Annotated in this window: 12 protein-coding genes; 10 read left to right on the forward strand and 2 right to left on the reverse strand. The window is 39.7% G+C overall.

Annotation, left to right across the window (positions count from 1 at the left end; genetic code table 11):
* Positions 1–16: 16 nt before the first annotated feature.
* Entirely contained in the window at positions 17–1,075 is a 1,059-nt protein-coding gene (locus tag QMF28_RS01745; protein ID WP_281742902.1) for a ComEC/Rec2 family competence protein, read from the reverse strand.
* Positions 1,072–2,589: a hypothetical protein gene (locus tag QMF28_RS01750; protein WP_281742903.1), complete on the reverse strand. Its 1,518-nt coding sequence runs from the start codon at positions 2,587–2,589 to the stop codon at positions 1,072–1,074. Before QMF28_RS01750 ends, QMF28_RS01745 begins: the two co-directional genes overlap by 4 nt.
* A 405-nt stretch (positions 2,590–2,994) precedes the next feature.
* Between QMF28_RS01750 and galE the strand changes: the two genes are divergently transcribed.
* The 10 genes from galE (at position 2,995) to QMF28_RS01800 (ending at position 12,780) form a co-directional block, all read left to right on the forward strand.
* The gene (gene galE / locus QMF28_RS01755) at positions 2,995–4,005 is read left to right on the forward strand and encodes a UDP-glucose 4-epimerase GalE (RefSeq protein ID WP_281742904.1); all 1,011 of its coding nucleotides are present in this window, start codon (positions 2,995–2,997) and stop codon (positions 4,003–4,005) included.
* 85 nt (positions 4,006–4,090) lie between these two features.
* Entirely contained in the window at positions 4,091–4,933 is an 843-nt protein-coding gene (locus tag QMF28_RS01760; RefSeq protein WP_281742906.1) for an ABC transporter permease, read from the forward strand.
* Between the two features lie 18 nt (positions 4,934–4,951).
* Complete coding sequence (locus QMF28_RS01765; RefSeq protein WP_281742907.1) at positions 4,952–6,235, forward strand: ABC transporter ATP-binding protein; 1,284 nt, start codon at positions 4,952–4,954, stop codon at positions 6,233–6,235.
* A 27-nt stretch (positions 6,236–6,262) separates the two neighbouring features.
* Complete coding sequence (locus QMF28_RS01770) at positions 6,263–7,255, forward strand: NAD-dependent 4,6-dehydratase LegB (RefSeq protein WP_281742908.1); 993 nt, start codon at positions 6,263–6,265, stop codon at positions 7,253–7,255.
* Positions 7,248–7,967 (forward strand): nucleotidyltransferase family protein, encoded by a 720-nt coding sequence (locus tag QMF28_RS01775; RefSeq protein ID WP_281742909.1) that lies wholly within the window; start codon positions 7,248–7,250, stop codon positions 7,965–7,967. Before QMF28_RS01770 ends, QMF28_RS01775 begins: the two co-directional genes overlap by 8 nt.
* Complete coding sequence (locus tag QMF28_RS01780; RefSeq protein WP_281742910.1) at positions 7,957–8,823, forward strand: NAD-dependent epimerase/dehydratase family protein; 867 nt, start codon at positions 7,957–7,959, stop codon at positions 8,821–8,823. The genes QMF28_RS01775 and QMF28_RS01780 overlap by 11 nt, the downstream gene beginning before the upstream one ends.
* An 11-nt stretch (positions 8,824–8,834) precedes the next feature.
* Positions 8,835–9,611, forward strand: coding sequence for a hypothetical protein (locus tag QMF28_RS01785; RefSeq protein WP_281742911.1), 777 nt, complete (start codon positions 8,835–8,837; stop codon positions 9,609–9,611).
* The gene (locus QMF28_RS01790) at positions 9,608–10,720 is read left to right on the forward strand and encodes a class I SAM-dependent methyltransferase (RefSeq protein WP_281742912.1); all 1,113 of its coding nucleotides are present in this window, start codon (positions 9,608–9,610) and stop codon (positions 10,718–10,720) included. The genes QMF28_RS01785 and QMF28_RS01790 overlap by 4 nt, the downstream gene beginning before the upstream one ends.
* 13 nt (positions 10,721–10,733) lie before the next feature.
* The gene (locus QMF28_RS01795; protein WP_281742913.1) at positions 10,734–11,570 is read left to right on the forward strand and encodes a PIG-L deacetylase family protein; all 837 of its coding nucleotides are present in this window, start codon (positions 10,734–10,736) and stop codon (positions 11,568–11,570) included.
* Positions 11,554–12,780 carry a glycosyltransferase family protein gene (locus QMF28_RS01800; protein WP_281742914.1) on the forward strand — a complete coding sequence of 409 codons (1,227 nt, stop codon included), beginning with the start codon at positions 11,554–11,556 and terminating at the stop codon, positions 12,778–12,780. The genes QMF28_RS01795 and QMF28_RS01800 overlap by 17 nt, the downstream gene beginning before the upstream one ends.
* Positions 12,781–12,793 lie beyond the last annotated feature (13 nt).

The raw sequence follows: 12,793 nt of genomic DNA on the forward strand, positions 1-12,793 counted from the left end.
GCTCATTAAGCTGCATTTACTGCTTGCATATTGATGGATTTGGATTTTGGACATCAAAAATCGGTTTATGATTTTCAAAATGATGAATAATTATGTCTCCATGAAATCCAGATATGAAAGTTTTTGTCTTGTGATCGGAGAAATACTCCCTGTATCGTTTGCTTCTATCGCTGCACCAAAGTTTTTGAGGTGATGGAACTATCGCATAACTTGCTCCAACTTTATCTAAAAACTCATTAGTGGCTACACCTTCAGTTCCGTGATGCGGAGCTTTTAAGAAATCAGAACTTAGATCTAATTCATTTAAAGCCAAGTATTCAGAGAGTGGTTTATTAAGATCTCCTGTAAACAAATAACTAAAGCCATTAGTTGTTAGTTTCATGATCATGGATAAATCATTAATATCCATTGGGCCAAGCGAAGGGTTAATGGGTGATGATGCATACAGCAACTCTAGTTTGTTATGGGCATCCTGGAATAATATTTTTTTCTGATTTACGTCTTCTAAAATTAATGACTCTAAGATAATGCCCTTTGATTTAATGAGATTTGTTAGGTCAACTATTTCTTTGTAGTTACAACCCCATGGAATTTCTTTGTCGCAGATTTCTTTGTTTGGAATATTCATCCAAATTTTTTTAACCGGGAAGTTATTGTTAATTAAGGCCCACAACCCACCATAATGATCCTGATGGGGATGGGTAATAAAGATCTCATCAATTTGAGAAATGCCTCGAGACTTCAGCCATGAAATTAACTTTTCATTTGCTTGGTCAGTAAAGGCGGCATCAATCATTACATTGTAGGATTCTTGAGAATTTCCTTTGCGAAACTGTAGGACGTGAATGTCTTCTTGTTTATCGGTGTAATTAAAGTTGGGAATAAGAAGGCGGAAATTTTCTTGATGCGCATAAGTGATTTGATTAACCTTAGTTGCGTCTGTAGTTGCATCCTGACTCAGAATTATTGTGTTGTCACGATTTGATTTGTATAAATATTTTTGGATGGCAAAAGCAGCTCCAAAAAGCAAAAGAAATGCAAAAAAAATAAAGAGGGGTTTTTTATGTCTAATCATAGTGGCCGACCATCCTTTAGAGATATGACCCTAGAGCCTTCGAGTCTCGTTGTTTGATTATTGTAAGGCTCTGGCCGTAAAATAATTTTTTGCTCATCTGGTAGTTGATGAAATAGGAGTCTTATTTGCGTATGGTTTGAGTCTGACACCAGCAATGGACCGCTCATGATAAATAATCCTAGAAAAGCACCTATCGCAAATATTTTGATTAAACGATTCCATGCCGAGCTCAAAATCCAATCAACTAGAGCCATGACGCAAAGAAGGAAGGGGCAAACAAACAGCCATCTCCATGCAAAACTTCCTGCAGAAAATTGAGCCATAACCGCTGAAGATATCGGAATCAACATGAGGGTAATGCACGCTGCTAAATAGGCTCTCATCAGATTTCGGGCTGGAGATTGGGGGAGTACAAATGGGGCAAGAACTAGCGCTAGTAATGCAAGCCAGAATCGCTTAGTGTCGCCCAGGACGAAATGAAGCATCTCCCAATTAACGAGGTAATCTGAAAGTCTATTGAGCTGGCGAATGCCGACGCTAGAGTGGATGCCGCTGCTATGGTAATTAAAGTATTTGCTAATCAAGAGACCAAGCATTAAAAATCCTATTAGCGAGATGCTTAAAAGAAGGGTTCGCCCCAGAAATGCCTTTTTGCTCTTGACCTGCATTAAACCGGAGATAAAAAATAAAAAGGCCATTAGAATGGCGATTGGGATTCCAGTGGGGCTAAATCCTACCCCGCAAATTGCAGCTAAAAACAACAGGAGAAGTGAGTTTTTGTTGCGCGTTATTTCAAAATTAAGCCAATAAAAAAGCATTGCTGGAATAGCAACCCAAACTAACGCGCCTTTCCCTTGAAAAAATTTAACGTAACCTAGATTGGCGGGAGAGCGATGCACATCGCCCCAAGCTAGCATCACAATGAAAAAAACCAGGAATGCGAGTCCAATGTACTTTATTGATAAAAGCTTAAGTAGACGCCATTGAAAAATAATCACAAAAATAGAAATAATAGCCGGCCCAAGTGAATAGAAGACATATAAAATTGGTATGCCGGTGTAATAGCTCAGCGCAGCCCTAATGAAGTCGTAGCTAGTTAGGGCATAGCCTGTACTAATTCCCGTAAGGGATTTCATCTTCTCAAAAGTAAAATCTAAAGCCAAAATCGCATGACCTAAATATTGCTCATCATCAGAATCGGGTCTATAAAGGAGTACTGCTAATAATGAACTTAATAGGGCGCAGGCCCACACCACGCTAGGGCCCAAAAATACGGGTTTACCCTTAAATTTCAAGGTGCAAAAACAGTTGGCAAGAACTCCAATGCAGGAGAAAAAAAAGGCAAAATTCCAACTTTGATGGAAGGAAAGCCCTGCAAAATAGCTTAATTGGTGAGTTAAAGTCCAAACCCCAAAGAAGACTATGAATGCATCGCCCAAAGCACCCAGCAAGTCAACTTCGATGGGCTTGTTTGGGATAAGGTTGGGGTATTTAGCGGTATGTGAGGGGGGCATATTGGATTAAATTGAGCCCTTAATTCACCTTATCTTAATGGCTTTGTGGTTGGTTATGTTGCATTCGCTTAGTTTAATGGCCTAATTGGAAATAAAAGTCTTTATTGTCCGGTTGATCTTCCAAGGGTTATCGATAAATATCTCTTCGATAGTCTTAATTTTTTAAGGGTTTTTAAAGGTAAAATACGGGGATAAATAGTTGCGCATGTAGCCTTTATTTATAGGTTGCCTTGAAAATTTATTGGACTTAATTGCATTTATCTGATTCTGTTAATTTAATGCTTAAGCATTCCTTTTGCTAGAGGTTTGTAGTGATTTGTTTGCTCACTTTAAAATATTTAATAATTTTTTAAAGTGAGCGTGTTAAAAAAACAGCTTTTATAGCCATCAATCAAAAGTATCTTTGTGAATATTTTGTTAACCGGTGGTGCCGGATACATTGGCAGTCATACCGCGGTCGTTCTCACGCAGGCAAACCACGAGGTTGTGCTTTTGGATAATTTTTACAATAGCCATAAAAGAGTACTTGGGCAATTACAAAAGATTTTAGGCAAGAATTTACATTGTGTTGATGGTGATGTTCGGAATACCACACTAATTACTAAAATATTGCAAGATTGCAAAATTGACGCCGTGATTCACTTTGCAGGATTAAAGGCGGTGGGTGAATCTGTCCAAAACCCGATTGAGTATTACGCTAACAATGTACAGGGTGCGATAAGTCTTCTTGAGGCCATGAAATTTGCCAATGTAAAAACCTTGCTATTTAGTTCTAGCGCCACCGTTTATGGCGATCCCCAATATTTGCCAATTGATGAGAATCATCCTACTGGTCCAACCAATCCTTATGGCAAAAGTAAGCTCCATATTGAAGAGATGCTTAAGGATTTAACTAATTCGGATAATGAATGGAAAATTGCTTGCTTGCGCTACTTTAACCCAGTTGGTGCTCATGAGTCAGGGCTGATTGGAGAAAATCCTGCTGGAATTCCGAATAATCTTTTGCCTTATATTGCTCAAGTTGCCGGAGGGATGAGGTCGGATTTAGCTGTTTTTGGGGATGACTATCCCACAATTGATGGTACGGGTATTCGCGATTACATCCATGTCATGGATTTAGCTGAAGGACACGTCAAAGCCCTTGAATTTTTAGAAGTAAATAATGGATGGCACGCCCTTAATCTTGGGACCGGTAGGGGATATAGTGTTTTTGAAGTAATCGAAGCATTTGAAAAGGCTAGCGCGAGGAAAGTGCCTTATCACGTAGTGTCGCGCCGCCTAGGTGATGTTTCTGAATGCTATGCAACACCTCAAAAAGCTAAAGTCGTAATGAGTTGGAGTGCAACCAGAAGTCTTCATGAAATGTGTTTAAGTGCCTGGGATTTTCAGAGGTTAAATAGCGTTGCCGCGCCATAAATGAGGGGATTCTCTAGCGTATTAGATTTTATGCAAATTCTTTTATGTTGCATACTCAACTTGTCGTTGCATCGAATTATAAAATATGAATAAAAAAATAGCCTCCTATGAACCTCTCATTATTGAGGCTGGCTTAGCGGAGCGAAACTATTGGGTGGATATCTGGAAGTACCGAGAGCTATTTTTTGTTCTTGCATGGCGAGATATTGTTGTCCGTTATAAGCAAACTTTCATAGGTTTAGCGTGGGCAATTATTCAACCACTTTCAACTATGTTAGTTTTTGTTGTTATTTTTGGGCGAATGGCAAAATTTCCTTCTGACGGAAATATTCCATACGCAATCCTTGTTTTTGTTGGTCTCTTGCCATGGCAGCTTTTCTCTACAGCCCTAATTGGGGCATCAGGCAGTTTAATCGGAAATGCGAATTTGATAAACAAGGTATATTTCCCAAGGCTGATTGTTCCAGCGGCGGCGGTAGTAGTGGCCTTGGTAGATTTTTTAATAAACTTCATTATTCTTGTTGTATTAATGGTTTGGTATCAAATTCTTCCTGGATGGCAGATTCTGACATTGCCTCTATTTGTAGTAATGGCACTTCTAGCTACACTAGGCCCAGGATTATTGATTACTGCTCTTAATGTTAAGTTCAGAGATTTTCGTTACATCATTCCTTTCATTGTGCAGTTTGGCTTATATGTGTCTCCTGTAGGCTTTAGTTCATCCGTGGTACCAGATAGCTGGCGCTTAATTTATTCGATTAATCCGGTGGTAAGTGTTATCGACGGATTTCGTTGGGCCATTCTCGGTGGTCAAGCCCAGCTCTACATGCCAGGTTTCTTGCTTGGCTGGTGCGTCATTCTTTTCTTTCTCTTTTTGGGTTTGAGACAGTTTCGAAAAATGGAAAGGAGTTTTGCTGATCTTATTTAAATAGGATTGGCAATAAATATGTCTGATACAGCCGCTATTTCCGTTAGCAATCTTGGAAAGTCTTATCTTGTAGGTCACCAGTCAGTCAGTTCTGAAGGGTACACATCCTTGAGGGATGTGATGGCAAAAAACACTAAAAACTTGTTTAGGAAAACATATGACATGCTTCAGGGTCGCCCCATTGTAGATGGAGATGAGGTTGAAGAATTTTGGGCTTTAAAGAATATTGATTTCGAGATTAAGCAGGGCGATCGAGTGGGGATAATCGGTCGTAATGGCGCTGGTAAATCCACATTATTAAAGATCCTGAGCAGAATTACAGAGCCCACTAAAGGCCGCATATCTATTAATGGTCGGGTAGCTAGCTTGCTTGAAGTTGGAACTGGCTTTCATCCTGAATTGACGGGTCGAGAAAATATTTTCTTGAATGGAGCCATTCTCGGTATGAGTCAAAGAGAAATTCGTCGGAAGTTTGATGAGATAGTAGATTTTGCAGAGGTTGAGAAATTTTTAGATACACCGGTGAAGCGCTACTCTTCGGGAATGTACGTACGCCTAGCGTTTGCAGTTGCAGCACATTTAGAGCCTGAAATACTGATTGTTGACGAAGTTCTAGCCGTTGGCGATGCACGTTTCCAAAAAAAATGTATGGGACGCATGGAAGAAGTGGGGAAAGAAGGTAGAACAGTTTTATTTGTTAGTCACAATATGGGGGCCATATCCGAGTTGTGTAATAGAGCTATATTGTTAGGCGATGGCCAGATTCTATTGGATGGCAACATCAATGAGGCTATCAGCAGATATTCGGAGGCTGAAGGGGCGGCAGGAACTATTACGCTTTCTAAAAAAAGTAAGTACCCTATTTATGTGACCCATATGCGTTTGTTAGATTCGCTTAATAAGGCCGTAACCAAATTATCCTTAGGCGAGGATGCAATTTTAGAGTTTGGTTTCAATATTGACCACCCTTCAACTGGTATATCAATCGCCATACTTCTCTCACGGGCGGGCACGCCATTAATTTACTCTCATGATAATGACATTCATTCTGAGTTACTTGACGCATATCGCGAGAGTGGAAGCTATGTGGCCCAAATTAAGCTACCGCTCGGAAAATTTAAAGAGGGAAACTATACGCTTGAGGTGCAGATGGGTGTTGGTGCGACGAACATGACAGATAAAGATGCGGTCATATCCTTTTTAATTGAAAACCATGAAATCAATACTCAGAATAAGGGTTACAGAATTGATCGCCCAGGTCAGTTGTATTGGCCTCTAGATTGGGACATCAAATCCTCTTAATAGGATATTTAAGCAAAGGAAACGTAGATGAATTTATCCTCAAATAGGGTGCTTGTAACAGGGGCAGATGGTTTTATAGGCTCCCATTTGACTGAAATGCTTGTAAAGCAGGGTGCTTCTGTACGAGCATTATGTCAATATAACTCTTTCAACAGCTGGGGTTGGTTAGAAGGATCTTCCTGTATCGATGCTGTGGAGGTGGTAACAGGCGATATTAGAGATCCAAATTTTGTGGAGTCCATCACAAAAAATGTGGATACCATCTTTCATTTGGCTGCATTAATTGCCATTCCTTATTCTTATGTTGCGCCAGATAGTTATGTGCAAACAAATATTTGCGGCACTTTAAATGTTGTCCAATCCGCCCTCAAAAATAATGTGAAGAGGGTGATTCACACATCAACCAGTGAAGTGTATGGTTCTGCACAATACGTGCCAATTAATGAACTGCATCCACTGCAACCACAGTCACCTTATAGTGCAAGCAAGATTGCTGCAGATGCAATGGCGCTGAGTTTTTATCATTCATTTGAATTGCCTGTAGTTGTTGCTAGGCCTTTTAATACTTATGGGCCAAGACAGTCTGCGCGAGCTGTAATTCCAACCATTATTTCCCAAGTCCTTGCCGGTCAGAAAACGTTGAAGCTTGGCAATCTTTCGCCTACAAGAGATTTTAATTATGTAGAAAATACATGCGCTGGAATGCTAGCGCTAGCTGGTTGCAATGAGGCAATTGGACAATCCTTTAACATCGGTTCCGGAGCTGAAATATCTATTGGTTCTTTAGCGAGCTTAATAGGGGAATTAATAGGGTCCGATATTGAAATTATTGAAGATGGGCAAAGAAATCGACCCAGGGGTAGTGAGGTTGAGCGCCTTGTATGTGATTCTTCGAAATTATTACAAATGACTGGGTTTTCTCCAAAGGTAGACCTTCGTCAGGGGTTACAAAAAACTATTGATTGGTTTTCTGTACCTGAAAACCTTAAGCGTTACAAGGCTGGTATATACAATGTCTAATTGCAAAGAGGCAGTAATTTTGGCCGGTGGAAAGGGCACACGATTGAGGCCTTATACGGTAGTTTTACCAAAGCCGCTCATGCCAATTGGGGATATGCCAATACTAGAAGTCATTATTCGGCAGCTTGCCAAACATGGCTTTTCAAAAGTTACTTTAGCGGTCAATCATCAGGCTGAAATTATTAAAGCATTTTTTCACGATGGTGAAAAATGGGGTATCAAGATTGAATATTCTAACGAGGATCGTCCATTAGGTACTATGGCTCCGTTGAGAAATATTCAAGGTTTACCTGAAAATTTTTTGGTAATGAATGGAGACATTCTGACTAATCTTGATTATTCAGAATTTTTTGATGAGCATGTATTAAATAAAAATATTTTTACTATTTCTTCTTATTCAAGAAAGCAATCGGTTGATTATGGCGTGCTCGTGCCTAATGAAAATCGCTTACTTCAAGACTTTATTGAAAAACCAACTTATTTTTATGAAGTGAGTATGGGCATCTATATGATGAGTAGATCGGCCCTTAAATTTATACCCCAGACAGGGGAGTATGGTTTTGATAAATTAATGTTGGATTTAATTGCGGCTCAACAACCTGCGGCTGTTAGAAAGTTCGATGGCTATTGGCTAGATATCGGTCGCCCCGATGATTATGCTCAGGCAATTGATGAGTTTGATAAGTTGCGGGAGTCTTTCATTGGCGAATAGGGTATTAATAACTGGTGGAACTGGTTTTGTTGGTAGGCCATTGATTGAGAAATTAAGGATTGAAGGATTTGATCCAATTGCTCTTGGTTCCTCTGATGGAGATATCGCAACACTTGATTTTCAGAAATTCAAACACGAAAGAATTGAACGAGTTGTTCATCTGGCGGGGAGAACATTTATTCCAGAAAGTTGGCAAAACCCATTAGAGTTTTACAGAACAAATATTCTGGGTACAGCAAATGTTGCAGAATTTTGTAGGCATGTAGGCGCATCTTTGACTTATATAAGCGCATATGTTTACGGGAGTCCATCAACCCTTCCTTTAAAAGAAGATGATCCCGTAAATCCAAATAACCCTTATGCCTATACAAAATTGCTTGGTGAGGAAGTATGTTTGCAGTATGCCGATCTATTTGCCGTGCCCGTAACTATCCTAAGGCCATTTAATATTTATGGCATGGGGCAGTCAAACTCGTTCCTTATACCTAAAATTATCCACCAAGTTTTACATGAGGAGCGGATAGAGCTGGAAAACTTAAATCCATGTCGCGACTATATTTATATTTCTGATTTAGTGGAGGCAGTCACGCTATCATTTCGAGATCAAAATAAATGCGCTACCTATAATTTGGGCTCAGGTGTATCGATCAGCGTTGCAGAGGTTGTTGACATTATTCAAAAAGCCGCAGGAACAAATAAACCGGTTATTTCAAAAAATATTGTGCGCGATAATGAAATTATGGACGTGATTGCTGATGCTTCTAAATTTACAGAAATGTTTAACTGGCGGCCGAAGTTTGATTTCGCTAGTGGCATTGAGAATATTTTTTCATTTCGGAGAAAAAATGATCTCTAGGGGAGAGTATTTTGGCGATTGAGCTTGCTGATTTGCGAGAAATTCTTCTCTCTCTTAAGGGGGTGGAAGAATATGTAGGTGGGAATCTACTGATTCTTGGGAGTGCAGAAGTGCACGTATCTGCGGATGAATACAAAGCATTAGTCGCAGAGACGGGTTTTTTGAGCCACTCTTTCCCGGATAAGTTAACCCCTTTTTCACTTGGCGAGGCCTTGGGCTTCAAACTCACAGAAACATTAGACATTAATGGTGAGGCAACTATAACTCATGATTTGATGCTTCCTACTCCTACTTCTTTGTGTGATAAGTACCACATGATCATTGATGCAGGGGTATTGTTTTGGTGTTTTAATCCAGGGCTGGCATTAAATAATATTTATTCAATGTTGAGACTTGATGGGATTGCGGCGCATATTACAGCGGTTTCGGGATTTTATGGCAGGGGCTACTACAATATCCATCCAAAATTACTGGATGATTTTTATCGCTTAAACGGTTGTAGATATATACGAGGCATATATAGACAAAGGCAGATTTCAATCTCAAGGTGGGATAGGGTTAAGCGCCGTATTTTCCTTATCTTCGGTTATCACACTACACCTCGCTTTATTGATCCTCCGGATAAGTTTGGGTTCGTAAACTTATCCTTTCTTGCCGGAGAGGGCTACACTTTTAGTGAATCAGGCAATGATTTATTGTCTCCCATTTTTATTCCAAACGATGTAATAGGAGCTCTCATTTTTCAAAAGGGATTGCATCCCACGCTAGTTGAGCCAGCATTAATATGAAAAATTCAATTTTAGGAAAGAGATTTTTCAATGATGGCCATGAGATTGTTGTATTGACCGATCTTCAGAGGAGGGCTCGAGATTCGATATACGAGAAGATGCTTGATGGTAGATATGTGAGCGAAGTAGTGAAATGCCCATTATGTGATGGCAATAGTCACATAACGCTTTCGGAAAAAGATTTTTATGGGCTCCCTGTGAAGACGGTCATTTGCCGCAACTGTTCGATGATCTATGCTAACCCTAGATTATCTAGAGATGCTCTAGTGGGAATGTATGCAAATGAATATCGTGATTTAGATAGGGTACATCCGACAAGCGGCGAATACTTCGAGCTTGAGATTAAAAAAGCAGAGCGTATAGCAGAATATTTAACAAAAAATGGAGTGCTGTCAAAGTTAAATGACAAGCTAATTATAGAAATTGGATGCGGCGCTGGAGGGGCGTTACATCACTTTAAAAAGCTTGGATTTAATACGATGGGCTGCGACCTTTCCCCTCGAAATGTTGAGTATGGGGTAAGCCGTGGGCTAGATATAAGGTATGGCGATATAGATGCGCTTATGCTATCGCTCGACTTCAATTTTAAAGATATTGGCCTGGTGATTTATGAGCAGGTCTTTGAGCATTTAAGTGAGCCCAAGTTAGAGCTGGAAAGATTGCATGGCTTATTGCCCAAAAACTCTTTTCTTTATATTGGTGTTCCAGGCATCAAAAACATTGCCAATCACTATGGATCTGACTTCCTTCGCTTTCTGCAATTGCCGCATTTATGTCACTTTGAGCTACGCACTTTGGTAAAACTAGTTCAGAGTACAGGCTTTTCCTTTTTATGTGGGGATGAGTCTGCAAGGGCCATATTTAGTCGGAGTGGCGTGCGGAGTTTATTGCCAGTAAGCGACAGTAATTATTTGGCGACCATAGAATATCTTCGTATTCTTGAAATCCGAAGGAAGGTGGCCGTTCCATTTCGACGCCTGAAAGAAGTCCCTATAATTTTAGGAATGGGATTGGCTAGTAAAATTCGTAATTCTCGTTTTATACCGCAACCAATTAAGTCTGCGGCAAGTCGATTTTTAAAATTCGCATATCACCAATTTTTTAAATAGGGTAATTTTTAAGATGATTTTGGTGATTGTTTGCCATCCCGATGACGAGACGCTTTGGTTTGGTGGATCGCTAAATGCTTTGGCCAAACTAAGCTCAAGTAAAGTCTGTGTTCTATGCTTATCGGGAAGGGATGCTAATTCTCTCCGTGAAAAAGAGTTTCATGCAGCAATGTCCGTTGCAGGATGCTCTAAGGGTGTTGTTCAGGGATTTCCACTTAGAGATGCTCATCAGGCTTTGCCAAATATCTCCAAGACGGTAGAGCAAGGTTTAGTTGAGTTGGGGTATGACACATCAGATATTGAGCTATTAATTACTCACTCCCCATATGGAGATGAGCATCGTCACCCTCATCATGTGCAAGCCTACCAAGAGCTTTTTAGTTGGACTAAAAAAAGGAAAGTGCCATTAGGATTCTTTTCAACGATACCCTTGCCGATTGGTAGTATTAGAAGTTGCTTGCATAACTACCAAAGAAAAGATCAGGTGCATCTTAATTTTTTTGGACATTGCACCTATAGCCTATTAGACATTCTCAAGGCCAATTTTTTTTATGGCAGAGGCTGGATGCCTAAATTTTATTTTCAGTGGCAAATCAATTCATCCATCAAAAAAGCCATGCTCAACTGCTATGAGTCAATCAATTTGAGGCAGCATGAAGAGGGTTATGCCATGTTTACTTCTGGTGTTGAGTCATTCTATTTGTGTGATGAGGCGGGATTAAATGCAATAAAGGCCCTTATTGAGAAAATGGATGTCCCTGGAGCTTCAGATCTATTCGATTTACCCTCTCGCCCCAGAGTATTTGCCTCTAAAATTTATAGAAAATTAAAAAATGCCTTGTATTCTTAAGCAACCAACCTCTGAGTCGCCAGGAATCATTACTTTTACACATGGAGAGGCATTATGGGGGCTTCCAAAGCGATCCAAACGGGTAAAAAACTTCTTACTAGAAGCTAAGCGCAGTGGCAAATGGATATTTGGGATTCACATTCAAGGCGACTGCTCATACTTGGAAAAATGGCCAATGCCTGAATGGCAATCATTTGTAATGTGGCCAAACCAGCAGGCCAAATTTTTACATAATCTACCAAGTGATCAGTTTTGCAAATATACCTGCGTTAATTTCTTACCGAAATTTTTGGCTATAAAACCAGTAGAATTCAAAGAGTGGGATATTTGTGTTATTTCTCGGGCCTCATCAATCAAGAGAATAGAGGAGACATTATTATTATTGAGGGCTTTATTAGATCGGCGACCTGAAACAAAGATTGTCTGTATCGTTCCAGATTCTAGACATTTACATCTTGGCAATAAGTCTTATGCAAAGCAAAGTATTGATAAGAGTTATTTTGAATTACCAAGAAACTTATTTTCTGCGCGTGAATTAAAGAATATTTCCTTTATTTCTAGCTCTCAGGATGCGTTTGGGAATTTTCCATTGGCGGATAGTTTAGTTGCAGACATACTGATTAAATCAAAATTTATGATGCTGACATCACACTCGGAGGGTGTCCCGCGGGTTATAGCGGAGACTTTGCTTTTAGGCACGCCTTGTATCGTGTCAGAAAATTTAAGTTCTGGGTTAAATGAGTCATTAAACAAAGAGAATTCACTCAAAATTGTTGATGATCCTCTGGGTGCCGCTCTTCAATTAAACCTAGCATTAGAAAATTATGAAAAATTTTCAGTCAATAGACATCAAGCAATGTCTTTATTTAGTGAAGCAGAGCATTTGAATGCGTTTAAAAAATTCTTATCCGACAAACTCATTGCGATGGGATCAAAAGATCAGGGAAATTGGTACTTGGAGGATTTGCATCTTAGGCTGGCATGTCATGGACAAAAACAGCAGTCCCAATTTTTTTACAATGAGAAAATATTTTTTAAATGGCTTGAGCGGGCATCTGCATTGCAAGGAACTTATGCAGACGAAGATTTTTTAACGAATCTCGATGGACTGAAGGATAGTCCTAATGCTCGGCAAAAGTTGAGATCGTATCTTGGCACAATAAGAAGATGGCTAAAAAATAATTTGAAAGCTCTTTATGCTAAATATTAATTTTTATCAACCT

This window comes from Polynucleobacter yangtzensis (assembly GCF_027924165.1).
Classification (GTDB): domain Bacteria; phylum Pseudomonadota; class Gammaproteobacteria; order Burkholderiales; family Burkholderiaceae; genus Polynucleobacter; species Polynucleobacter yangtzensis.

Excerpts from the sequence above, each read along its gene's own strand:
- QMF28_RS01745 (WP_281742902.1), bottom strand. The coding sequence starts at position 1,075 with ATGATTAGACATAAAAAACCCCTCTTTATTTTTTTTGCATTTCTTTTG.
- QMF28_RS01750 (WP_281742903.1), bottom strand. The coding sequence starts at position 2,589 with ATGCCCCCCTCACATACCGCTAAATACCCCAACCTTATCCCAAACAAG.
- QMF28_RS01760 (WP_281742906.1), top strand. The coding sequence starts at position 4,091 with ATGAATAAAAAAATAGCCTCCTATGAACCTCTCATTATTGAGGCTGGC.
- QMF28_RS01765 (WP_281742907.1), top strand. The coding sequence starts at position 4,952 with ATGTCTGATACAGCCGCTATTTCCGTTAGCAATCTTGGAAAGTCTTAT.
- QMF28_RS01770 (WP_281742908.1), top strand. The coding sequence starts at position 6,263 with ATGAATTTATCCTCAAATAGGGTGCTTGTAACAGGGGCAGATGGTTTT.
- QMF28_RS01775 (WP_281742909.1), top strand. The coding sequence starts at position 7,248 with ATGTCTAATTGCAAAGAGGCAGTAATTTTGGCCGGTGGAAAGGGCACA.
- QMF28_RS01790 (WP_281742912.1), top strand. The coding sequence starts at position 9,608 with ATGAAAAATTCAATTTTAGGAAAGAGATTTTTCAATGATGGCCATGAG.
- QMF28_RS01795 (WP_281742913.1), top strand. The coding sequence starts at position 10,734 with ATGATTTTGGTGATTGTTTGCCATCCCGATGACGAGACGCTTTGGTTT.
- QMF28_RS01800 (WP_281742914.1), top strand. The coding sequence starts at position 11,554 with ATGCCTTGTATTCTTAAGCAACCAACCTCTGAGTCGCCAGGAATCATT.